This window comes from Aeromonas media, from assembly GCF_020423125.1.
Lineage (GTDB): Bacteria > Pseudomonadota > Gammaproteobacteria > Enterobacterales > Aeromonadaceae > Aeromonas > Aeromonas media.
On record NZ_CP075564.1, the window covers coordinates 2,197,251 to 2,220,651 of the forward strand.

Sequence of the window (23,401 nt, forward strand, 5' to 3'; positions counted from 1 at the left end):
TGTGTATAATGGAAACAATTGATCCTATCCCCGACCGGATGTCTTAAGTGGCTGAATTAACATCAGAACAATTAAAACCCGCTTTCACGATTGAGCAGTTCCCCACGCTCAGCGAGCTCGAACCCATCCCTTTTGCCGCCCTGCAACCCAGAGCAATTTCCGGCATCAAGCGACTGGCCAGTTTTGATGGTGACTGCCCGGTCATGTTGCTCAATGGATTCCCGGGTGCAGATTATGAGAGTGTCTGCCAGACCTTGATCGCCTCTTCCAATGGCAAGGATGGCGACCTGTTCGATCTCTGCTACACCGAAAACCTCAACAACCCGTTCAAGCCTATCTGGCTACGCCTGCAACCCGGTACCGGGTTTGAATTCTGCGAGATGGTTGGTGAACTGCTCAAGCTGATGAGCCATCATCTGGATGCCGAGCGCCTAGTCACCCGCATCATCCGCAAGCAGGAAAATGACCCCAAGATCGTGGACTTTCTCTCCGATCTGGCGGCGCACGTGGCCCAGGGGCTCGAATTCCAGCACCCGGTGCTCATCAACCTGCTGATCCATCACGAAGAGCAGCAAGCCCCCGTCATCTATGGTCGGGACTTGAACTGGGACACTCTGTTTGGCTCCATCAACTACCAGACCGAGCAAGGCTCCGTCTATGCCAACCAGCACTTGCTGGAGCCGGGCCTGCTGCGGGAAGCCAACGGCGGCTACCTCATCTTGCAACTCGACGAGCTGCTCGATCAGCCCCATCTCTGGTTCAAGCTCAAGAACGCCATGCAAAAAGGCGAGCTGGACTGGAATGCCTATCAGGAAGGCAAGACCCTGACCCCCTTCTTCACCCCAGAGGCCACGCCTATCCGGTTCAAACTGATCCTGGTGGGCGACCGGCTGGATGTGGCCGAATTCCAGATGCTGGACAGGGACATGTCCGAACGCATCTTCCTGCGCGCCGATCTGGTGTCCGAGGTGAACATCGAAGAGGACTTGCCCGAGTTTCTGCAATACTTGGCCTGGCTGCGGCTGCGCTGGAACCTGCTGGACTTCACTCCGGGTGCCCTCCTCGCCCTGTGTCGCCATGCCAGTCGTCTCTGTGACCATCAGGAGTGGCTCTCCCTCTCGGAGGTGCAGCTCAGCGCCATCATGCGCATGGCTGACAGCCTGGCCCGGGAGCTGGAGGCGGAGAAGGTGACCGACGAGCACATACTGCTCGCCCTGGAGGAGCAGGATTACCGTCTCAACTACCTGGTGGAACAATCCGATCAGGGGGTCATCGATGGCCAGATCCTGCTGCAGACCGACGGTGAAGAGGTGGGCCAGATCAACGGCCTCTCCGTCATCCAGGTGGCCGGTCATCCCTATGACTTCGGTGAACCGGTACGACTGACCGCCACTGTGCATCTGGGGGATGGCGACGTGGCCGACATCGAGCGCAAGGCTGAGCTCGCCGGTCATATTCACGCCAAGGCGATGATGATCATCCACGGCTATCTCTCCAACAAGTTCGGCGCAGAGAACCCCTCGCCCCTCTCGGCAAACCTGGTGTTCGAGCAGTCCTATCACGAGATTGACGGCGACAGCGCTTCTCTGACCGGTCTGTGCGCCCTGCTATCTGCCCTCGCCCGCCAACCCATCTCCCAGCGTTTCGCGGTGACCGGTGCGGTCGATCAGTTTGGCAACGTGCAGGCTGTGGGTGGCGTCAACGAGAAGATCGAAGGCTTCTTCCGGGTGTGCAAGATCCACGGCATCACCGGCAAGCAAGGCATCATTCTGCCCGGTACCAACGCCCAGCAGCTCAACCTCTCCGATGAGGTGATTGCCGCCGTGGAAGCGGGCCAGTTCCATATCCACCCGGTAGATCATGTGGAAGAGGCCATCGAATTGCTGACCGGCTGTGTGGCCGGCGAGCCTGACATGCCGGACACCCTGTTTGGCCGGATCCAGGACAGGCTGGATGAACTCAATGGCACTACCCCCAAGAGTGGTGTGCTGCGCAACCTGCTGGGCCGTCTATTCGGCCTCTAAATAAAGTGATCGGAGTTGTTTAGCGAACAACTGTAAGCTAAATTGACCCGGCTTTGACCCATATGAAGGATAAACAGCGTGACCCTAGATAACGACACCACTAATCCCCGCCTCTCCCTGTGTGAACAGGGTAAAGAGTCGTTTACCCGTGAAGAGCTGCTTGCCTGCAGCCGTGGCGAATTATTTGGTGAGGGTAACAGCCAACTGCCCGCCCCCAACATGCTGATGATGGATCGCATCGTCAAGATCAATGACAACGGTGGTGAGCACGGCAAAGGCGAAATCCTGGCCGAACTCGATATCACTCCGGATCTCTGGTTCTTCGACTGCCATTTCCCTGGCGACCCCGTCATGCCGGGCTGTCTGGGTCTCGACGCCATGTGGCAACTGGTCGGTTTCTTCCTGGGCTGGAAAGGCGGTCCGGGCAAGGGACGCGCTCTGGGCGTGGGCGAGGTGAAATTCACCGGCCAGATCCTGCCGACCGCCAAGAAAGTGACCTACAAGATCACCTTCAAACGCGTCATCAACCGCAAGCTGGTGATGGGGATTGCCGACGGCGTGGTCGAGGTGGATGGTCGTCCGATCTACAGCGCGACCGACCTGAAAGTGGGCCTGTTCAAAGACACCACCGCATTCTGATCTGCTCTGACCCGGTCAGAGAGTGACAACGTAAAGGGGCCGCCATGGCCCCTTTCCTTTTGTAATGAGTGATGAAGTTTCGGTTACTTCATGAAGAGGCCTGAGCCTCGCCCCTCCATGGCGTCGCGCCAACCACCAAGCCAGTGCCCTCTGGCATCCAGGCATTGATACGGACACGCTTCTTTCTGTTTGCCGACTACGCCAGCCTGATAACCACGAGCGCGAGCTCTCTCCAGACGGTCCCGTTTCTGTCTCTTCATCATCTACGACCCTCTTCGTGGAACAAAAAAGCGACCAAGTTTTCACCGGTCGCTTTCATCTTTACCCCAGGGGGGAAGCAGGGTCAAACAAAAAATTCCATGCTATTCAGACGTTGTGACACAAGATACTGAACTGCATTAATTTTTGATGACGCATTTTTTATCGCTGGTAACGGCGCAGCCAGGCGAAAGGCAAGGCCAACAGCGTCAACCAGAACAGGCTGCCACCACCGCCATCTTCACCATCCTGACCGGTCTGGTTGTTGACCGGCGCATTGCTGACCACATAGTTGGCCGGTGTGTTGCCCTGATAGTCCGCCACGGTCGGCGTCAGCTTGACAGCGACCACGGTCGCGTTGGTACGCAGGTTCAGATCGCTCTCGCTGTTATAGCGATAGGCGGTGGCGGCTATGGTGCCATCGCTGCTGATACCGCTGGCGTAAGCGATATGGTAATACTTGCCATTCTGGGCACACTGCTTGGCGCCGGCATCATCCAGACCACAGATCAGGTCGTTCAGGTACCAGTTGTTGCTCGGGGAGGCCGCATTGAGCAGGAAGGCTTCCTGCATGCGGTTCGTGCCGTTGGCCACAGGCTGGGTCTGATGACGGGAGTCACGCCAGCCGACCACCATGTTGTGATCGTTGATGGCCGCGCCCTCGGAGCCGGAGCCGGAGAGCGGCTTGTCCTGCAAGGGTATGGTTGCCGCCGAACTCGGATTGTTCAGATTGAACAAGAACATCTCGGTCGGACGGTTCTGACCCTTGTTGATGCTGTAACGCTGGTTGCCGATCACATAACCATTCTCGTTGACAGATACCGCCCAGCTATTTTGCAGCACACTGTCATCCTTGCCCGGCTCGCCATCGGGCAGCGGGATTATCTTGGTGGTACCCACGGTGCCGGCATCGAGATCCAGGGTCCAGTAACTGGCCAGGTTGCGGCCGTCGAGATCCCCCGAACCCACTTCACCGGTGGAGCTGTAGCCCACGCCGTACAGGGTGCCATTGAACGTCGCAGCACCGAAAGCAGAGGCCGTCTGCAGCACTTCGTCGCGTTGACGGCCATAGGTAGTGGCCTGCATCAGCTTGTTGAAGCCACCTGAGCCATTGAGCAGCCAGAAGCTGGCCTGGGTATCGACCCCGGGACAGTAACGGAAGTCGCCGTATTCGTCGTCATTGCCTGCAAAGCACCAGTTATAGAAGTCACCACCCACGTTGTGGCGGTACTTGCCGCTGGCGGCCGTCCCGGTCACCAGGTACTGACCGTTGTCCAGTTTCTTGATGCTGGTCGGGACACTCAGGCTGTGGGTGCTGGCGGCATCTTTCAGCTCAACAGTGTTGCCATCCCCCGCGACCGCAAAGGCGGTGCGCAATTTGCCATTCATCTTGTAGCCCACCTGGGTGTCCGGTGTCTCACCCAGTGCCGTCACCAGACCATCTGTCTCACTGCTGACGACATAACCGACGCCGCTGCGCTGATCGACACCATCGAGGAAATCGCGGCGCCACTGGTAAGCAAACCCGGGGTTGTCATTCCAGAAGGAGTCACAGACGGAGCTTGAGAGGAAACAGCCCTGCTCAAAGCGGAAACGATCGACCAGGAAGTCGGCAGAGCGCACGGTCGAGAAGTACTCGGCCATGTTGTTCTTGGTGTTGATCCCGATGAGTCCGCTGCCATCGGCACTGATCCCGCTGGCATATCCTTTGACTTCGTCATCGACAATGGTGAAGAAGGAGCTTTGTGCCGCCTGCGCGTTGAGGCTGGCGCCGACCAGGATGGCCAGCATGGATAATTGCTTTTTCATCTACTTCCTTAGTCTTGATGTTTCAACGCTTCCAACTCCTCCCAACGGGAGAAGGCGTGTTCCAATGCGGACTCTGCCGCATGCAATGCATCGAGTTTGGACTGGGTCTGCTCCGCCGGCAGGGAGAAGAACCCGGGATGGTTGATCTCCGCCTGCAGGGCATCGAGTTCCGTTTCCAGCTGCTCCAGCCGGGCTGGCAGATTATCCAGCTCCAGTTGCAACTTGTAAGAGAGTTTGCGTGTTTTTTTCGCCGGCTCAGCCGCCAACGCGACAGGCTCTGCCACCTTGGCCGCAGCTGCCTTGGCCGCCTGTTGCTGACTCTGCAGGGCGCGGGTGGCCATCATGTCGGCATAGCCGCCCACATAATCGCTGATCCGCCCGTCTCCTTCAAACAGCCAGCAGCCGGTCACCGTATTGTCGATGAAGCGACGATCGTGGCTGACCAGCAGCAGGGTACCTGGATAATCGGTCAGCAGTTCTTCCAAAAGTTCCAGCGTTTCGACATCCAGGTCGTTGGTTGGTTCATCTAGAATCAACAAGTTACTGGGTTTGAGGAACAACTTGGCCAACAGTAGACGGTTTTTCTCGCCCCCTGACAAGGCCTTGACCGGAGTCCGCGCCCGTTTGGGTTCAAACAGGAAGTCCTGCAGGTAGCCCAGAATATGACGGGAGCGGCCACGCACCATCACTTCCTGCTTGCCCTCCCCCACGTTGTCCACCACTGTCTGCTCGGGATCGAGCTGCTCGCGGTACTGATCGAAATAGGCCACTTCCAGATTGGTGCCGCCCTTGACCCGCCCGCGGCTCGGCTCGAGCTGACCCAGCAAGAGTTTGATGAGGGTGGATTTGCCGCAGCCGTTGGGGCCGACCAGGGCAATCTTGTCGCCTCGCAGCACCTGCAGATCCAGCCCCTGGAACAGGGTGCGATCGCCAAAGTCGAGGCCCAGCCCTTCGGTCTCGAACACCAGCTTGCCGGAGCGGTTGACGTCGTCCATCTGCAGCTTGGCCTTGCCCTGCAGCTCACGGCGCTGGCTGCGCTCCATGCGCATCGCTTCGAGGGCGCGCACCCGGCCTTCGTTGCGGGTGCGGCGGGCCTTGATGCCCTGGCGTACCCACACCTCTTCCTGGGCAAGCTTGCGGTCGAACTCGGCGTTTTTCAGCTCCTCGACCCGCAGCCACTCCTCCTTCCCTTGCAGGTACTGATCGTAATTGCCGGGCCAGGAGGTGATGGCGCCCCGATCGAGATCGATGATCCGGGTCGCCAGCTTGTGAATGAACTCCCGATCGTGGGAGATGAAGACGATGGCGCCGCGAAAATCCTTTAGGAACTCTTCCAGCCAGTTGATGGCGTCGATGTCCAGGTGGTTGGTCGGCTCGTCCAGCAGCAGCAGATCGGGGTCGCAGGCGAGCGCACGGGCCAGGGCCACCTTGCGCAGCCAGCCACCGGATAAACTGTCGAGGGTCACGTCAGGGTCCAGCCCCAGCAGGGTCAGCACCTGATTGATGCGGGTCTCGAGCTGCCAGCCGTTCTGGTAGTCGAGCTGCTCCTGCAATTCGCTCATCTTGCGGATGTTGGCGTCGGAGGGATCATGGCCCAGCTCCAGGGAGATGTGGTGGTACTGCTTGAGCAACTCCCCCACCCCGGCCAGCCCTTCAGCGGCATAGTCGAACACGGTCAGCTCGCTCGAGGCGGGCGGATCCTGCTCGAGACGGGTCACCTTCAAGTCCTGCTGCAACACCAGACGGCCGTCATCCAGAGACAGCTCGCCCGCGATGACCTTCATCAGGGTGGACTTGCCAGCCCCGTTGCGGCCCACCAGACAGAGGCGCTCGCCGCGCTCTATGGTCAGCTCGGCGTTGTCGAGCAGCGGGAAATCACTGAACGACAGACAAGCGCCGTGCAATGTCAAAAGTGCCATGTTTGTTCCTTGTTACTTATGAAAAAACGGGCGGCAGACTCTGCCCCCGTTTCATCGTCAAATCAGTCTCACCCCTGACGGGCAAGCCAGCCCTTGAGCTGTGCCAGGGTGAAGGGCCAGCCCAGTTCGCGGCCAGCGTCATCCCGCAGCACCGGGATGCGCACCCGGTAGGCCGCAAGCCACTGCTCGTCCTCCAGGATGTCACACTGGCGAGTACTGGCGGCAAGGCCAGCCTCTTCCACCAGCGCCCAGGCCTGTTCGCACAGGTGACAGCCGTCGGTGTGAAACAGGGTCAGCATCAGGCCTGCGTCTCGGCGTGGGTGATGATCCAGCAATTGTGGATATGCTGGTTGCGCTCAAAATCCTTCGGCCGGGTCTTGCTGGTGATGTTCTGGGCCTTGAGGCCTGCAGCCTCGAGACCGGCCAGATCCATCTTGAAGTGACGCTTGTTGTTGGAGAACACCAGGGTGCCGTCCGCCGCCAGCAGGCGTTTGAGGTGCTGCATCAGCAGCAGGTGATCCCGCTGCACGTCGAAGCTCTCGTCCATCCGCTTGGAGTTGGAGAAGGTGGGCGGATCGATGAAGATGAGATCGTACTGATCCTCGGCCTCGGAGAGCCACTTCAGGCAGTCGGCCTGGACGAACTTGTGCTGACGGCCCACCAGCGAGTTGAGACGCATGTTGTCCTGCGCCCAGTTCAGGTAGGTGTGGGACATGTCCACCGTGGTGGTTTCGCTCGCACCGCCAAGGCCTGCGTGCACGGTAGCACTGCCGGTATAGGCAAACAGGTTCAGGAAGCGCTTGCCGCGGGCCATCTGACCCAGCATGCGACGGGTCTGACGGTGGTCGAGGAAGAGGCCGGTATCCAGGTAGTCGTAGAGGTTGACCCACAGACGGGCACCGTACTCCTGCACCTCCATCCGGTGCTGCTCTTCGGACAGCTTCTGGTATTGCTGCTTGCCTTCCTGACGCTCACGCACCTTCAGGATCACCTTCTCGCCGTCCATGCCGGTCACCTTGATGGCGGCCTGCACCATGTCGAGCAGACGCTGCCGGGTCTTCTGGGCGGGGATGTCCTTGGGCGCGGCATACTCCTGCACCACCAGGTAGTCCCGATAGCGGTCGATGGCGGCGTTGTATTCCGGCAAGTCGGCGTCATAGAGGCGATAGCAGTCGATCCCCTCCTTGCTGGCCCACTTCTCCAGGGTCTTCAGATTCTTGCGCAGACGATTTGCAAAGTCCTGGGCCACCTCTTTCTGGGAGGCCACGGAGTCGAGCGCAATCTGGTAGTTGCGCAGCTGGCACTCCAGCGCGCCGTTGAACAGGCGATACTGCTTGTCGGCCCGCAGGCGCAGGCAGCTCAGCAGCTCAGGGGAAGCAGACAGAATGGTGACCTTCCAGCCCTGGAAGCTGCGGCGCAGGGCATCGCCCAGGGCCTGGTGAACTTCCAGGAGCGCCGGGAACTCGCCAAGACGCTCGCCATAAGGCGGGTTGGAGATCAGCATGCCGATCTCGCGGGCCTCCCCTTCCACAGCAGGCATCGGTAGCGGGTTCTCGAGCGCGGTCACGTCGGCCTGCTTGAAGGTGATGAGGTGGGCCACCCCGGCCGCCTTGGCGTTGTCACGGGCCTTCATCAGCACGCGAGGGTCGGCATCGCAGCCAAACAGCTTGGCTTCGCAGCGCTGCATGCCGCGCTTGGCACGCACCTGGGCTTCCATCATCAGGCTCTGCCACAACTCACCATCGTGTTGCAGCCAGCGATCGAAACCGAAGCGCTCGCGGCGCAGGGCCGGCGCCATGTCGGCGGCGATGAAGGCCGCTTCGATGAGCAGGGTACCTGAGCCGCACATGGGGTCCATCATGGGCTCGCCGGTCCAGCCGCTGCGGGCGATCATGGCGCAGGCCAGGTTCTCTTTGAGCGGCGCTTCGCCTGTGCCCTGACGGTAGAAGCGCTGGTGCAGCGCCGGGCCGGACAGGTCCAGAGTGATATTGGCCTTGCCCTTGCCCAGGTGCGCCATGATGCGGATGTCCGGCGACTTCTTGTCGACGTCCGGGCGCACATGGCCACGCTTGGTGAAGCGGTCAACAATGGCATCCTTGATCTTGAGCGCGCCGTACTGGGTGTTGCGAATGGCCGGGTTGGTACCGGTGAAGTCCACGGCGATGGTGGCAGTGCCGGGGAAGTGCTCTTCCCAGGGAATGGTGTGGGCACCGAGATAGAGATCCAGATCGTCGTTCATCTGGAATTCGGAGAGCACCAGCACGATGCGGGAGGCAAAACGGCTCCACAGGCAGGCCTTGTAGCCGATGGCCAGTTCGCCTTTGAAGTGGACACCGGCCACGGTCTCACGGACCTGCTCCGCGCCCAGGGTGGTCAGCTCGACGGCCAGCAGGTTTTCCAGCCCCTTGGGGCAGGTTGCAAAAAATTCTTTCATCACGCTCACGGGGATGCCATAAAAATAGTGCCGCATTATACCTTATCGGCCCGCACTCGGCATCCGAACCTTGGGGTTCGCGCGAATATAAAGGGGGCTGGCCGGCGCAATTGCCCCCGTTCTTGCTCCTGTCGCCAACACAGAGGCGCGGGCAAGATGATGCAATGCAATATCCAGCGCAGAAGGGCACGCGCCAAACGGCGACGAATTGACTCAAGGAAGCTGCCGCAACGGCATGGGAGAGACGAGCGATAAATAACCGGTGTCGGTTATTTCGAGGGCGTATGAATATCAACCAAAAATAACGAGCAGAGGCAGTATCAGCTGACCTGTCGATATTGTGCCTGGGTACGGGTCCTGATCTGCATCCGGTTATTCATCACCTTGATCACCGCGAACCTTGGCAGGATCTTGCTGGCGGTCAGCACCAGTTCCTCGGTCAGGTTCAGGCAGACGCTCGCCTGTTCACCAGCCTCGATGACCATGAACTCTCCCCGCCCATGGGGAGTCTCCATCCACACCAGGGAGCCCATATCCGGAATAAAGTGAGTCTGCTGTTCATGAAAGAACCAGCTTTGTGGCATCAAGGGTTTATAAAAGCGGCTGACGGCGATGGCGTTGAGTACCAGCTGAACCTGATGGGGAACACTCCAATCGAGTTCGGCGGCCTTGTCCATCAGCTGATAATAGAGGGCGGCATCGTCCACGCAAAAAGGCTGGGTCGTGAAGGAGCTGGGGACGAGTTGTCGCCCCTTATATTCGGTGGCGAATATCATGCGATCGGATAAATCCAGCATCAGACGATCATCTTGAGCATCATAATGCCACTGCCAATTGTCATTGGGTTGGATACACATGGAGTTGCCCTTACTTAAGCCGTTCCTCGACTTTATTCCATGTCGAGAATTTGAGCAACTTTAAATAAGGGCAACCGGTTATCTTTTAAATATGGGTAACGATCTCTTTGACCAGACTCGGGCCCTTATAAATAAAGCCGCTGTAAATCTGGACCAGACTGGCACCCGCCGCTAATTTCTCCCGGGCGGCCATGGCGCTGTCAATACCGCCCACCCCTATGATCGGCAGAGCCCCATTGAGGGCCTTGGCCAGCAGGCGGATCACCTCTGTGCTCTTGTGCTGGAGCGGACGACCACTGAGGCCCCCTGCTTCACCGGCATGGGGCATGTCATAAATCATGTCGCGCTCCAGGGTGGTATTGGTGGCGATGACGCCATCGATCCCGTTTTTGATCAAGGAGGCGGCAACCTGATTAATTTCATCCAGGCTGAGGTCGGGGGCAATTTTAACGGCTAGCGGCACGTACTTCTTATATTGCGCGGCCAGCTCCTGCTGGCGCACCTTGAGGGCAGCCAGCAATTCATCCAGCGCCTCTCCATATTGCAGCGAACGCAGCCCCGGGGTGTTGGGGGAAGAGATATTGACGGCAATATAACCGGCATGATCATAGACCTTGTCCATGCAGATCAGATAATCGTCCTTGCCCTGCTCGATGGGAGTGTCCTTGTTCTTGCCGATATTGATGCCGATCACCCCCTGATATTTGGCCTCTTTCACCTTGGCCACCAGATGATCGACACCCTTGTTGTTGAATCCCATCCGGTTGATGATCCCTTCCGCCGGAATTACCCGGAACAACCGCGGCTTGTCATTTCCGCTCTGGGGTTTGGGGGTCACAGTGCCTACTTCAATAAAACCGAACCCCATGGCACCAAATGCGTCGATACACTCCCCGTCTTTATCGAGACCGGCCGCCAGTCCCACCGGATTGGCAAAATTAAGCCCCATGACAGTGACGGGGCGTTGGGGCAGTGAATGACGGAAGAAACAATCGAGCGGTGTACCGAGAAGGCGGGGCAAATACTTGATGGAGAGATCGTGTGCCTGTTCGGGATTGAGTTTGAACAGAAAATGCCTGGCGAGGGGGTACAGCATGTTTGCTCCTTAAAAAAGCCCCGGCAACTGGCCGGGGCTTTTGGGGTTATGCCGAGGTTCGGCAATTCAACTGGAGCAGGTTCAACTCTCGCAAGGCCACCGAGAACTTGGCGAACTCGTGAGTGCTCGTGGTCTTGAAGTCGGCCAACATGTGGGTCCAACGGGACAAGAGTTGCTCATGCTCCGAAATCCAGTCGGCCAGTATGGTAGCGCATTCTCCCTGCTCTTTGCACCCTTCCAGTACTACTGAGGTAAGGCTGCGTTGCTGCCAGTCCAGATCCTCGCGGAAGGAGGCCCGGGCCATCGCCTGCCAGTGGTTGCCCACCGGTTGATGGTTGATCTGCTCGAGGAACCAGTGCAGATCGAGCTTGGCGCCGAGGCGGTAGTAAACGTTGGCGGCGCGCAGGATGTCGGTCTTGTGCTCCGCGGCAATCTGCGCCAGATCCAGGCTGGAGAAGAGGCTGCTCATGTGAGCCACCTGACGGGCGATGGCTTCCGGCACCTGTTTGGCCACCAGGGCGGCGACGGCCTGGCGATGTTCGGCCACTTCGCTCTCGTCCATCACCTCGTAGAGGTGCTCCCCCAGGGTCCCGAAGGCCGGACGGAAGAAGGCGATGTTCTCGCCGATGCTCCAGCTGCGGTTGCGGGCACGCAGGAACCAGCGAGTGGCCCGGCGCACGATGCGGCGGCTGTAGAACATCAGCTCGAGCTGGGTCTCGGCACTCACCAGGTTGTCACACCCTTCGATGTCGCGCCACAGGGTACCCAGACCGAACACCTCCCGGGCCATGGCGAAGCAGCAAGCCACTTCGGCCACCGAGGCACCGGTCTCGTCCTTCATCCGGCTGGCGAAGTTGAGCCCCATGTCGTTGACCAGCATGTTGGCCACCCGGGTCGCGATGATTTCACCTCGCAGCGGGTGCTGAGCCAGTTCGGTCCCGAACTGCTGCTGCAACTGGGCCGGGAAGCTGGTGACCAGCATGTTGGCGAGGAAGGGCTCCTCGGTCACTTCCGGGCAGTTGAGCTGCTCTTTCAGTACCATCTTGCCGTAGGCCACCAGCACCGCCAGCTCGGGACGGGTCAGCCCCTGCCCTGCCGCCATCCGCTCGGAGAGCTCCTCGTCGGAAGGGAGGAACTCCAGCGCACGGTCCAGCTTGCCTTCGCGCTCCAGCCCCTGAATGAAGCGTTGCTGCTCTTTCAACTGCTCGGCGCCACGGAAGGCGGTGACCGAGATGGACTGGGACTGGCGATAGGCGTTGGTGATGACTATCTGGGCTACGTCGTCGGTCATCTCGTACAGCATCTGGTTGCGCTGCTTGAGGGTCATGTCGCCTGCGGCCACCAGCTGGTTCAGCAGTATCTTGATGTTGACCTCGTTGTCGGAGCAATCCACCCCGCCCACGTTGTCGGTAAAGTCGGTGTTGATGTGACCGCCCTGGCTGGCGTACTCCACCCGGCCGAGCTGGGTGAAGCCAAGGTTGCCGCCCTCTCCCACGATGCGGGCACGCAGGTCACGGCCATTGACCCGCAGCACGTCGTTGCTGCGATCCCCCACGTCGGCGTCGCTCTCGCGGGCGCTCTTCACATAGGTGCCGATGCCGCCGTTCCAGAGCAGGTCCACGTTGAGGCAGAGCAGCGCCTTGATCAGCTCGTTCGGGGCCATGCTGGCCTTGTCGGTGCCGAGCAGGGTCTGAATTTGCGGGCTCAACTTGATGGACTTGGCGGAGCGCAGGAAGATGCCGCCCCCTGCCGAGATGAGCTCCCGGTTGTAGTCATCCCAGCTCGAACCCGGCAGCTCGAACAGCCGCTGCCGCTCGACGAAGCTCCTGGCCGCATCGGGCGTCGGGTCGATGAAGATGTGCATGTGGTTGAAGGCGCCCACCAGCTGGGTGTGCTCGGAGAGCAGCATGCCATTGCCGAACACGTCGCCGGCCATGTCACCTATCCCCACGCAGGTGAAGTCGGTGGTCTGGCAGTTGACGCCAATCTCCCGGAAGTGACGCTTGACCGACTCCCAGGCGCCGCGCGCCGTGATGCCCATCTTCTTGTGGTCATAACCGACCGAGCCGCCGGAGGCGAACGCATCGCCCAGCCAGTGGCCATACTCCTGGCTTATCTCGTTGGCGATGTCGGAGAAGGTGGCGGTGCCCTTGTCGGCGGCCACGACCAGGTAGTAGTCATCCTCGTCGTGACGCACCACGGATTTCGGCGGGATCACCTCCCCCTTGATGATGTTGTCGGTGACATCAAGCAGGCCGCGGATGAAGAGACGATAGCAGGCCTTGCCCTCTTCCTGGATGACGGCGCGGGGCGCGCCCACCGGCATCTGCTTGCAATAGAAGCCACCCTTGGCGCCGACCGGCACGATGACGGTGTTCTTCACCTGCTGCGCCTTGACCAGCCCCAGCACCTCGGTGCGGAAATCTTCCTTGCGATCGGACCAGCGCAGGCCGCCACGGGCCACCTTGCCCCAGCGCAGATGCACCCCTTCCACTCGCGGCGAGTAAACGAAGATCTCGAATTTCGGCAGCGGCAGCGGCATGTCGGTGATGCTGGAGGGGGCCAGCTTGAAGGAGATGTAGGGCTTGGGTTGACCCTCCTGATCCGGCTGGTAGTAGTTGGTGCGCAGGGTGGCGTCGATCATCTCCATATAGCGGCGGATGATGCGATCGTCGTCCAGGTTGGCCACCTGATCCAGCTTGGCGGCGAGCTGCTCGTGCAGCTTGGTCTGGGCCTTGGCATCCTGCTTGATCGCAGGGTTGAGTCGCTGCTCGAACAGGGTGAACAGCAGCTCTGCGATGTCGGGATAACGGGTCAGGGTCTCCTCGATATAGGACTGGCTGAAGGAGACGCCGGTCTGGCGCATGTATTTCGCATAGGCGCGCAGCACAGAGACCTGGCGACCAGTGAGACCGGCCCCCAGCACCAGGCGGTTGAAACCGTCATCTTCCAGGGTCTTGTTCCAGATGGCGGCGAAGGCCTGCTGGAAGCGCTGCTGGCTCTGTGCCAGATCGAATGGCTGATCGCCGCGCAGCAGCATGGAGAAGTCGAGGATCCAGAAGATCTCGCCACTCGGGGTGCGCACCTGATAGGGCGTCTCACCGATGACGCGCAGCCCCATGTTTTCCAGCATGGGCAAGACGTCGGAGAGGTGGATGGGTTCGGTGCGGTGGAACAGCTTGAGACGCACCCGGCGATCGTTCTCTTCTTCCTGGGCACGGTAGAACAGCATGCCCAGCGGCTCGGCTTCACTCAGGCCATCGAGGGCCATGATGTCGGCCACGGCAGAGCCCGGCAGCACGTCTTCCTTGTAAGCACGGGGGAAGGCAGTACTGAAACGGCGGCGCAGTTCGTTGCCTCGGGCTTCCCCATAATGGGAGAGCAGCACGGAGTCCAGGCGGTCGTCCCAGCTGCGGGCCGCTTCAATCAGGTTGTTCTGTACTTCGTTCACATCCACATCCACGTTGTTGTTGTTGACCCGCACTATGTAGTGGGTCCGTGCCAGCACGCCTTCGGTGAAGTAGACGTTGAACTCCACATCAAAGCTGCTGCCAAAATACTTCTGCAAAATTTGCTGGGTCTTGACCCGCAGCGCCGTGTTGTAGCGCTCCTTGGTGACATAGACCATGCAGGAGAAGAAACGGCCGTAGACGTCGCGACGCACGAACAGGCGCAGCATGTCACGCTCTTGCATCTCCAGCACGCCGAGGCCGGTGGCCAGCAGCTCCTCTTCACGGGCCTGAATAAGCTCGTCGCGCGGATAGGTCTCCAGCACGTTGAGCAACGCCTTGTAGGCGTGGGAGCCCTTCTCGTGACCGGAGGAGGCCATGATGCGCTCAAGGCGGTGGCTGATGAGGGGGATCTGGGTGGCGCTGGTGTTGTAGATGGAGGAGGCGTAGAGACCGATGAAGCGATCTTCCCCCACCACTTTACCGTGTTCGTCGAAGCGCTTGATGCCGATGTAATCCACATAGGCCGGACGGTGTACCCGGGACTTGGCGTTGGACTTGGTGAGGATCAGCAAGTCAGAGCTCAGGGCCGCGTGACGGGCGCTGGCGGGCATGCTGCCCAGGCGCTGGCCTTCGTCCTTGATGGAGTTCTTCATCAGGCCCAGGCTGGATTCCGGCTGGGGCAGGATCTCGTGATCCCCCTCCACCGCCTTGACGTCATAACGGCGATAGCCCATCAGGGTGAAGTTGTGGGCGGCGACCCATTTCAGGAAGGCGACGCAGGAGTCCACCTCGGCCTGGCTGACCGGGTTCTTGCGCTTGGGCAACTCCTCGATGATCTCGTTCAGGCGACCCAGCATGGGTTGCCAATCCCCGACCGCCAGGGCCACTTCCCTCGCCACCGAGTTGAGCTCGGCGGTCAGGGCATCCATCTGCTCCTCATCCGTAAGATGATCGATCTCGATGAGGAAGGCGGTCTCGACCGAGGTCTGGGAAGCCGTATTGTCGAGATCCAGGATGGCGCCTATCTTGCCTTCGCTGCCGCGAATGAGGTGCAGCGGCTGGTGCAACATCATGTGGGCCGTGATGCCCCGACGCTTGAGGGCCATGCGGATGGAATCCACCAGGAACGGGGAGTCCTGCAGGATGATCTCGACGATGGTATGGGGAGACTGCCATCCGTGGCGGGTCAGCTCGGGGTTGTAGACCCGGATATAGGGCTCTGTGCTGGTGCGCTGGTTGAGCGCATTCCACAGGCTCAGCGCCGCCCCGTAGAGATCGCTGTCATTGCGATCGTGCAGGTCGGTGCTCGCCATGTTGCCGTAGAACTTGGCGACGAAGCATTCGACCAGGGAGGCGCTGTTCTTGGGCAATTTCTGATGGATCAGGCTGAGAACGTTTTCGAGCAGAACTGAGGTAGGGGCGTCTTTCAATGCCATTGCTAGTTTCCTTATCGGACGACATCACAGACACGGCGACATCCACCCAGGATGTGCGCCGGTACAGAGTTGCTGCGAAGTGTAATGAGTTGGATCAAGGAAGGCGAGCAAAGGTGATAACGGGATGTTAAAAACAAGGGGCAGATCACGGCTTGGGTTGTGATAAATTTTGCCAAGTCGCTAAAATTTAGAAAATCGCACTGGCTGTTAGTCGATTAACCGGATAGATAGTGACTTAAAGCAGATATTTACCCGGAATTGTGTTCATGTTTTGTTAATTTATGCGTTTCGGGCTAGCCAGGCGTTCATCGTCCTGTATTTGGCGTCGCAAGCAGGCGTATTCCCCTATATAGGACGCTCACACGAGTGGTTCGACTACGGCAAGCGACCCTTTCGAGGCAGAAGCCTACGGAATGATCCAAGAAGAACACTGCTCTCTTAGAGAGTGAGCGGCACTCAGGAGAGCCTCTCCAGGCGAACAAAGCGGTGATCTTCCTGGGTGACCAGCCGAAAGTAGCCGTGCACCCCGTTGACGCTGACGAAGGAGCGGATCTTTTCCAGGCTCAACTCTATGGTCAACCCCTGCTCGGTGCGCACCACCAGCCGTCTGGCCTGGCCCTGGTACATCAGCATGATCTCGTCGCGGCCAAGGGCCAGCCGAAAGGTGTACTGCCTCATTCCCCCTCCTCTTGATGAAAAACGGGCAGGAGAGCCTGGCTCCCCTGCCCGTGACCTGCACCCTTACTGCGCCAGTGCCTTGCTTACCTTCTCGAACAGATCCCGCGCCAGCCCCTCGAGGTTGGCCAGACGGGTCAGCTCGGCCCGGATAAGCGTCTTGCGCCCTTCATCCAGTCGCTTGAACTGAATGAGCGGGGTGATGAGGCGGGACGCCACCTGGGGATTGACCTCGTTGAGCGCGATCAAGAGATCAGTCAGGAAGCGATAGCCGCTGCCATCCACCGCGTGGAACTGCACCTGGTTGTTCATGGCGAAGCTGCCGATGAGCGCCCGCAACCGGTTCGGGTTGCGGATGCTGAAGGTGGGGTGGGCCATCGCCAACTTCACCTCATCCAGCACGTCGGCGGCAGGCTTGCTGCCCACCAGGCGCAGCCAGTTGTCCAGCACCAGGCCGTCATGGGCCCACTTGCCTTCGAAGTCGGCCATCAGTGCGGCGCGGCATGGCAGCAGATAGCCGTTGGCCACCTGCAGCGCCGCCAGGGTGTCGGTCATGTTGTCGGCCGCTGCGTACTGCTCGCGCACCAGTGCATCGGCATGATCTGCATCCAGCGCCGCCAGATAGCCGAGCACCACCCCCTTGAGGGCACGTTTGGCGGTGTCGCCATGGATCACCCTATACCCCATCAGCCGCAGGCGCTCATAGGTGGTGGCCAGGCGCGTGCCGAAGGCCTCGGCGAGCTGGCTGTGGATGGCATCCCGCACCCGATGGATGGCATCGATGTCGGCCACCTCGAACAGCTCGGCCAGGGTCGCTTCACCTGGCAGCGCCAGGATCTCCGCCTTGAGAGCCGAGTCCAGCTCGGCCTCGTCCAGAATGGCGACGAAGGCCGCCAGCAGGGTTTGGGAGAGCTCAACCCCCTGCCCCTGCTGCACCCGCGCCACCCCGTCGATGACCGCCTTGTTGATCAGCATCTGGGCAGCATCCCAGCGGGCAAACTCGTTGCGAGCAAAGCGCATCAGGAAGGCAAGCGCTTCATCGCTGTAGTCATAGTGCAGCTTGACCGGCGCGGAGAAGTCCCGCAGCAGGGAGGGAACCGGCTTGACCGGCACCTGATCGAATTCGAAGGTCTGCTCTTCTTCCAGCACATCGAGCACGTTGCCGATGGCCTTGCCCTGATATTGCAGCGCAATGACGGCACCCTGCTCGTCATAGAGTTCGATGTCGAGGGGGATGTGCAGCGGCAATTTTTGCGGCTGATCCTGGGTCGGCGGCGTGTGCTGGCGCACGTGCAGGCGATAGACGCCGCTTTCGGCATCGTACTCGTCGGTCACGGTCAGCTCGGGCGTGCCGGACTGGCTGTACCAACGGCGGAAACGGCCGAGATCCACACCGGAGGCATCCTCCATCGCCTGCACGAAGTCATCGCAGGTGGCGGCCGAGCCATCGTGACGCTCGAAGTAGAGACGCATACCGGCCTGGAAGGCAGCTTCACCCAGCAGGGTATGCAGCATGCGGATCACTTCAGAGCCCTTCTCGTAGACGGTCAGGGTGTAGAAGTTGTTCATCTCGATCACCACATCCGGGCGAATGGGGTGAGCCATGGGGCCGGCATCTTCGGCGAACTGCGGCCCGCGCACGGTACGCACGTTGTTGATGCGGTTGACGCCGCGTGAGCCCAGATCCGAGGAGAACTCCTGATCCCGGAACACCGTCAGCCCCTCTTTGAGACTGAGCTGGAACCAGTCGCGGCAGGTAACGCGGTTGCCGGTCCAGTTGTGGAAGTATTCGTGGGCGATGACCCGCTCGATGCCGTGGTAGTCACTGTCGGTGGCGGTCGCCGGGTTGGCCAGCACGAACTTGGAGTTGAAGATGTTCAGCCCCTTGTTCTCCATGGCGCCCATGTTGAAGAAGTCCACCGCCACGATCATATAGATGTCGAGGTCATACTCGAGGCCGAAACGCTGCTCGTCCCAGCGCATCGCGTTGATCAGGCTCTCCATGGCGAAACCGGCGCGATCGAGGTTCCCCTTGTCGACGAAGATCTCCAGAGCCACCTCGCGGCCACTTTGGGTAGCGTAGCTACCCCGCTCCACGTCGAAATCACCGGCCACCAGGGCAAACAGGTAGCTGGGTTTGGGGAAGGGATCCTGCCACTGCACAAAGTGGCGACCGCCATCCAGACCACCGCTATCGACCTTGTTGCCGTTGGAGAGCAGGTAGGGGTATTTGGCCTTGTCGGCGCTGATACGGGTGCTGTAGCGGGCCAGGATGTCGGGCCGGTCCAGGTAATAGGTGATGCGGCGAAAGCCCTCTGCCTCACACTGGGTGCAGTAGGCATCGCCGGACTTGTAGAGCCCTTCCAGCGCCGTGTTGGCGGCGGGATCCAGATCCGTGACTATGGTCAGCACACATTCGGCAGGCAGGTTGAACAGGGTCAGACTGCTCTCCCCCTGCTCGAACTGGGTGAAGGGGACACCGTCCACGCTGACGCTGTGCAAGACCAATCCTTCCCCATCCAGCACCAGCGGCTCGTTGTGCTCGCCGTTGCGGCGCAGGCGGGAGATGGCGGTGACCCGGGTCAGGGGCTCCTGCAGTTGAAAATCGAGATCGATGCTGTCGATCCAGTAGGGGGGCGCCCGGTAATCCTGGCGATACTTGGCCGTCATGGCCTGGGAGTGATCGGTCATTATTGTGTGCTTCCACGCTTTGTTATTGACGTGTCAGAGGCTGTCACAACGATTCGGCAGGGTCAAATAGTTTGCATTCCGCCAAAAGAGAGGGCGACCGAAGTCGCCCTTGTATTCATGCTGATGTACCCTGGATTCTCAGCCCTTGCTGAGCCTCGCCAGATCCGCCGTGATGTTCGCGGCTTCAATCTGATACTCGTCAGGGGCCTCGAAATCGGTCGGCAGTTCATCCAGGCTCTTCACCGTTGGCTTGCCAAGACGGGTCAGTCGCTCGTTGGCTCGCGCCAGCGCCTTCTCGTCCTGCTTGGCCTGATCCGCCAGTCGCTCGGCTTCGTTCAGGGAGACCGACTTCTTGTCCTGATCCGCCTGATACTCCTTGATGTCCTGCAGCACGTAGGCAAATTCAGGATCCTTGGCGATCCGCGCATCGTGAGCCGACTTCAACCTGGGCAGCAGACTGGAGAAGTCCCCCAGCTTGTCGTAACTGGCCGAAGCTATCTTGTCCCAGGGCAAGGCGTTGAACTCCCGGCTCTCCCCGGTCTCGTCCGGCGAAACCGCGGTCGGGAAGCCGATGTCCGGTGCCACCCCCTTGTTCTGGGTGCTGCCACCATCGATCCGGTAGAACTTGGCGATGGTGTACTGCACGTGACCCAGCGGCTGCTCGTAGAAGTCGTAGACCTTGGCGAGGCTGCGATGCTGCTGCACCGTGCCCTTGCCGAACGAGTTCTCACCGAGGATCAGGGCGCGGCCGTAATCCTGCATGGCAGCGGCGAAGATCTCGGAGGCCGAGGCGCTGTAACGGTCAATCATCACCGACATGGGGCCGCCGTAGTAGACGTTGCCGTCGTCGTCACCATTGACCGTGATACGGCCCATATGATCACGAATTTGCACCACGGGACCGCTGGCGAAGAACAAACCACTCAAGGCCGAGGCTTCGGTCAGGGCACCGCCGCCGTTGCCACGCAGATCGACAATGAGACCATCGATCTTCTGCTTGTTGAGACTGGAGAGCTCCTTGATGACGTCGTCATGGAGATTGACGTAGAAGCTCGGGACCTCGAGCACCCCTATCTTCTTGCCTTCGGCGGTGATCACCTTGGACTTGGCGGCCCTGTCTTCCAGACGCACCTTGTCACGGGTCAGCTCAACCAGCTCGGTCTTGGCGGTCGCGCCCTTGCCGCGCTGGATCTCCAGCTTCACCTTGCTGCCTTTCGGGCCCTTGATGAGTTCGACCACATCATCGAGACGCCAGCCGATCACATCGACAATCTTGCCGTCGTCCTGCCCCACCCCGGTGATCTTGTCATCGGGCTTGAGGTGGTTGGACTTGGCTGCCGGGCCGCCGGGCACCAGGGAGCGGATGACGGTGAAGTCATCTTCCGCCTGCAGCACGGCCCCAATACCTTCCAGCGAGAGGTTCATCTCGGTGTTGAAGCGATCGGCGCTGCGCGGCGAGAGGTAGCTGGTGTGGGGCTCGATGGCACGGGCGAAGGAGTTCATGAAGAGCTGGAACACATCCTCGCTCTCGGTCTGGGACATCCGCTTGATGGCATTGTTGTAACGCTTGCCAAGCAGCTCCTTGATCTCGGGCCACTCCTTACCGCTGAGCTTGAGACTCAGGGCATCAAACTTGACCCGCTGACGCCACAGCTCGTCGAGCTCAGCCTCGTCTTTGGGCCAGGGAGCCCCTTCCCGATCGAAGATGTAATTGTCGGGCTGGGTGAAATCCAGGGGAGTGTCGAGCAGTTTGAGGGCGTATTCGAACCGCTCGTAACGCCGCTGCTGACTCAGGTTGAACATCTCGTAGGCCGGAGCCAGACGCCCTCTCTCGAGGTCGGTGTCAAAACCGGTACGGTACTTTTCAAAACGGCTGATGTCAGAGGCCAGAAACAGGTTGCGGCTGTAGTCCAGATTCTCCAGATATTTGTCAAAAATCACGGAGGAAAAGGCATCGTCCAGCTTGAACTGTTTGTAATGAGAGCGGGTAAACAGATTGGCAATTCGCTTGCTGGCCGTAGCATGTTGGCTCTCCTGAGCCAACACAGGCAAATCACTTTCCTTGAGCACCGGCTCGATGGCCTGTGCGAGCCCGGCGAGCGCCAGGCTACAGGCAACGAGGGAAAAACGAATCACGCCATGCTTCAACATTCGTCTCCTTAGAGAACCAGATGCTCGAACTTGACCCGCAACATCATGCCGGTCTGCAATTGAACCTGTACGTCATCCTTGGTCACTTCCTTGATGGTCGCAGGCACGGGAGATTTGCCCAGCACGACGCGCACGCCTTGATCCACTTTCAGGGTGGCGGCATCCACTTTGACCAGGGGAGCATCGGCTACAGGTGCGGCCTTGGGGGCAGCAGTCTTGGGCTTGTCGGAGCGGGGCGCATCAGCCTTGCGCGGCGCGTTGCGGCGCGGCTGCTTGGGCTTGTCTTCCTTCTCCTTGGTGTTGGTGCGGCGGCTGGCAAAGACACGCTCTTTGCTCTCCTTGAGCGCCTGTTTGGCATGCTCGATGTGCTCTTCGGTCAGCAGCTCACCGGGGTTGCCATCCAGATCGACACGGGCCTGGCCAGCCTTGAGGCCATGCAGGTAACGCCAGCTGGAGGTGTATTGACGCAGAGCAGAGCGCAGCATGGTCTTGGAGACTCTCTCGTCATCAGCAAGACGCGCGGCCAGATCCTGGAAGATGCCAATCTTGAGTGGCTTGGCCTCTCCTTCAGCGATGAAGCAGGCCGGGAATTCCTCGACCAGGTAGGCAACGATCTCTTTACTGTTCTTCAGCTTTTCAGTGTTTTCCATGTATAACCTTGGCTTTCATATAGACGCACGGGCATGCCCGAACACAACAAAGGCCCTATTATAGAGAGCTTGGGACCTTTTGCGAACCATCTAGCAATGACTTAGAGCATGCTTTCCAAAATTTGCACCGTTTCTTCGAGGCCAATCCGGTCCTCCTGGTCGAAACGGTTAAAAATCGGACTATCCACGTCCAGCACCCCGATGATCTCACCACCGCGACGCAGCGGAATCACGATTTCCGAATTGCTGGCGCCGTCGCAGGCGATGTGACCCGTGAACTGGTGTACGTCGTCCACCAGCTGGGTCTTGCCCTCGGCCACCGCCGTGCCGCAGACGCCGCGGCCCACCGGAATGCGCACGCAGGCCGGCTTGCCCTGGAAGGGGCCGAGCACCAGGGTTTCCCCTTGCAACAGATAAAAACCGACCCAGTTGATGTCAGCCAGCTCCTGATTGAGCAGGGCAGACAGGTTCGCCAGGTTGGCAATCAGGTCGGGTTCACCCTCCAGCAGCGCCTGGGCCTGTTGGTTGAGGGTGCGATAAAATGCTTGTTTTTCAATCATGATTAAATGAACTTCACTCCTTGATAATGAATGCAAGGTACCGACCTGCCTGAAAAATTCAAATCAAATTTCACTTATCCCCCCTCCTGGGCCACAAACGTCAGCCTCCTGTCAGGGGGAAATTCCCAGTGTCAGTTGCTGGCGCTGGCCATTGCTCCACTCGATATTGAGCAGCCACTCCATGGTCTCAGTGGTGCAACTCCCCACCTGAGCGGCCCCCTGCCAGCCCCCCTCCTTCGCCTCGAATTGCACGGGAATGCGTCCCATGAACATGGTTCTGCCCTCCAGCCAGGCCTTGATGGGGGTGATGGCGGGAGAACCTCCCTGAAGACGCAGCACAAAGTCATGTTCAGGGCGGATCGGCAAGCCGTCTACGCTGGCCGTCAGGGGCTGATCGCCGACGAGAAGGGAACAACTGCTGTGGGACAGATCACAAATCTGATCATTTGTTGCCCTCGCCTCCCCGCTCGGCGGGCCCGAAAACCAGGTCCGATAGGTCATCAGGGAGAGCAAAATGGCCAAAACGATCGTCAAGTGCACGATTTTGCGTGAAGTGAGTCTCTCTTTCATGAAAAAACAGCCCTGTAAGGTACTTTAAAAATGCGATTTTCGTGATCTTGCGCAAGGTAAAAACTGGCGGGCACCAGACCCGCTGGAGCCAAATATATCACTGTTTGTACTGTTATTTTACCGGTCAGTTCAGTATCATTCTCAATGAATTTTCATTTAACCACCTTTTGCTTTTCCTTT

At 59.6% G+C, this 23,401-nt stretch carries 16 protein-coding genes; 2 read left to right on the forward strand and 14 right to left on the reverse strand.

Annotated elements, in window-relative coordinates; translation table 11 throughout:
- The first annotated feature begins 47 nt into the window (after positions 1-47).
- Together KI797_RS10060 and fabA are read left to right on the forward strand one after the other, a co-directional pair.
- Complete coding sequence (locus tag KI797_RS10060; RefSeq protein WP_226172883.1) at positions 48-2,024, forward strand: Lon protease family protein; 1,977 nt, start codon at positions 48-50, stop codon at positions 2,022-2,024.
- A gap of 78 nt (positions 2,025-2,102) precedes the next feature.
- A complete protein-coding gene (gene fabA, locus KI797_RS10065; RefSeq protein ID WP_005329590.1) occupies positions 2,103-2,663 on the forward strand; it encodes a 3-hydroxyacyl-[acyl-carrier-protein] dehydratase FabA in 561 nt (186 codons plus the stop codon).
- A gap of 83 nt (positions 2,664-2,746) precedes the next feature.
- On the opposite strand, the gene rmf is transcribed toward fabA, so the two are convergent.
- From rmf to KI797_RS10135, 14 genes are all read right to left on the reverse strand, one after another.
- Complete coding sequence (gene rmf, locus KI797_RS10070; protein WP_005315693.1) at positions 2,747-2,926, reverse strand: ribosome modulation factor; 180 nt, start codon at positions 2,924-2,926, stop codon at positions 2,747-2,749.
- Between the two features lie 157 nt (positions 2,927-3,083).
- The gene (locus KI797_RS10075) at positions 3,084-4,730 is read right to left on the reverse strand and encodes a DUF3466 family protein (RefSeq protein WP_226172885.1); all 1,647 of its coding nucleotides are present in this window, start codon (positions 4,728-4,730) and stop codon (positions 3,084-3,086) included.
- 8 nt (positions 4,731-4,738) lie between these two features.
- Positions 4,739-6,649 (reverse strand): ATP-binding cassette ATPase Uup, encoded by a 1,911-nt coding sequence (uup, locus tag KI797_RS10080; RefSeq protein WP_043131835.1) that lies wholly within the window; start codon positions 6,647-6,649, stop codon positions 4,739-4,741.
- Positions 6,650-6,717: 68 nt separating this feature from the next.
- Complete coding sequence (locus tag KI797_RS10085) at positions 6,718-6,948, reverse strand: glutaredoxin family protein (RefSeq protein ID WP_005329597.1); 231 nt, start codon at positions 6,946-6,948, stop codon at positions 6,718-6,720.
- Entirely contained in the window at positions 6,948-9,119 is a 2,172-nt protein-coding gene (rlmKL, locus tag KI797_RS10090; protein WP_226172887.1) for a bifunctional 23S rRNA (guanine(2069)-N(7))-methyltransferase RlmK/23S rRNA (guanine(2445)-N(2))-methyltransferase RlmL, read from the reverse strand. The genes KI797_RS10085 and rlmKL overlap by 1 nt, the downstream gene beginning before the upstream one ends.
- A 284-nt stretch (positions 9,120-9,403) precedes the next feature.
- Positions 9,404-9,940, reverse strand: a complete 537-nt coding sequence (locus KI797_RS10095; protein ID WP_226172889.1) for a cell division protein ZapC — start codon at positions 9,938-9,940, stop codon at positions 9,404-9,406.
- A gap of 85 nt (positions 9,941-10,025) precedes the next feature.
- Positions 10,026-11,036 (reverse strand): quinone-dependent dihydroorotate dehydrogenase, encoded by a 1,011-nt coding sequence (gene pyrD, locus KI797_RS10100; RefSeq protein WP_005329600.1) that lies wholly within the window; start codon positions 11,034-11,036, stop codon positions 10,026-10,028.
- A gap of 46 nt (positions 11,037-11,082) precedes the next feature.
- Positions 11,083-15,924 carry an NAD-glutamate dehydrogenase gene (locus tag KI797_RS10105; protein WP_226172891.1) on the reverse strand — a complete coding sequence of 1,614 codons (4,842 nt, stop codon included), beginning with the start codon at positions 15,922-15,924 and terminating at the stop codon, positions 11,083-11,085.
- A gap of 456 nt (positions 15,925-16,380) precedes the next feature.
- Positions 16,381-16,602 (reverse strand): DUF2835 family protein, encoded by a 222-nt coding sequence (locus KI797_RS10110; protein ID WP_043131825.1) that lies wholly within the window; start codon positions 16,600-16,602, stop codon positions 16,381-16,383.
- Positions 16,603-16,665: 63 nt separating this feature from the next.
- Entirely contained in the window at positions 16,666-19,290 is a 2,625-nt protein-coding gene (gene pepN / locus KI797_RS10115; protein WP_226172894.1) for an aminopeptidase N, read from the reverse strand.
- A 138-nt stretch (positions 19,291-19,428) separates the two neighbouring features.
- Positions 19,429-21,441, reverse strand: coding sequence for a carboxy terminal-processing peptidase (gene prc, locus KI797_RS10120; RefSeq protein WP_041205797.1), 2,013 nt, complete (start codon positions 21,439-21,441; stop codon positions 19,429-19,431).
- An 8-nt stretch (positions 21,442-21,449) separates the two neighbouring features.
- Positions 21,450-22,091, reverse strand: a complete 642-nt coding sequence (proQ, locus tag KI797_RS10125) for an RNA chaperone ProQ (protein WP_226172897.1) — start codon at positions 22,089-22,091, stop codon at positions 21,450-21,452.
- A gap of 101 nt (positions 22,092-22,192) precedes the next feature.
- The gene (locus KI797_RS10130) at positions 22,193-22,651 is read right to left on the reverse strand and encodes a GAF domain-containing protein (protein WP_005329612.1); all 459 of its coding nucleotides are present in this window, start codon (positions 22,649-22,651) and stop codon (positions 22,193-22,195) included.
- 111 nt (positions 22,652-22,762) lie between these two features.
- Entirely contained in the window at positions 22,763-23,221 is a 459-nt protein-coding gene (locus KI797_RS10135; RefSeq protein ID WP_041205799.1) for a hypothetical protein, read from the reverse strand.
- Between the last annotated feature and the right edge of the window lie 180 nt (positions 23,222-23,401).

Coding starts and splice junctions, on each gene's coding strand:
- rmf (WP_005315693.1), bottom strand. CDS start 2,926: ATGATGAAGAGACAGAAACGGGACCGTCTGGAGAGAGCTCGCGCTCGT.
- KI797_RS10075 (WP_226172885.1), bottom strand. CDS start 4,730: ATGAAAAAGCAATTATCCATGCTGGCCATCCTGGTCGGCGCCAGCCTC.
- uup (WP_043131835.1), bottom strand. CDS start 6,649: ATGGCACTTTTGACATTGCACGGCGCTTGTCTGTCGTTCAGTGATTTC.
- KI797_RS10085 (WP_005329597.1), bottom strand. CDS start 6,948: ATGCTGACCCTGTTTCACACCGACGGCTGTCACCTGTGCGAACAGGCC.
- rlmKL (WP_226172887.1), bottom strand. CDS start 9,119: ATGCGGCACTATTTTTATGGCATCCCCGTGAGCGTGATGAAAGAATTT.
- KI797_RS10095 (WP_226172889.1), bottom strand. CDS start 9,940: ATGTGTATCCAACCCAATGACAATTGGCAGTGGCATTATGATGCTCAA.
- pyrD (WP_005329600.1), bottom strand. CDS start 11,036: ATGCTGTACCCCCTCGCCAGGCATTTTCTGTTCAAACTCAATCCCGAA.
- KI797_RS10105 (WP_226172891.1), bottom strand. CDS start 15,924: ATGGCATTGAAAGACGCCCCTACCTCAGTTCTGCTCGAAAACGTTCTC.
- KI797_RS10110 (WP_043131825.1), bottom strand. CDS start 16,602: ATGAGGCAGTACACCTTTCGGCTGGCCCTTGGCCGCGACGAGATCATG.
- pepN (WP_226172894.1), bottom strand. CDS start 19,290: ATGACCGATCACTCCCAGGCCATGACGGCCAAGTATCGCCAGGATTAC.
- prc (WP_041205797.1), bottom strand. CDS start 21,441: ATGTTGAAGCATGGCGTGATTCGTTTTTCCCTCGTTGCCTGTAGCCTG.
- proQ (WP_226172897.1), bottom strand. CDS start 22,091: ATGGAAAACACTGAAAAGCTGAAGAACAGTAAAGAGATCGTTGCCTAC.
- KI797_RS10130 (WP_005329612.1), bottom strand. CDS start 22,651: ATGATTGAAAAACAAGCATTTTATCGCACCCTCAACCAACAGGCCCAG.
- KI797_RS10135 (WP_041205799.1), bottom strand. CDS start 23,221: ATGAAAGAGAGACTCACTTCACGCAAAATCGTGCACTTGACGATCGTT.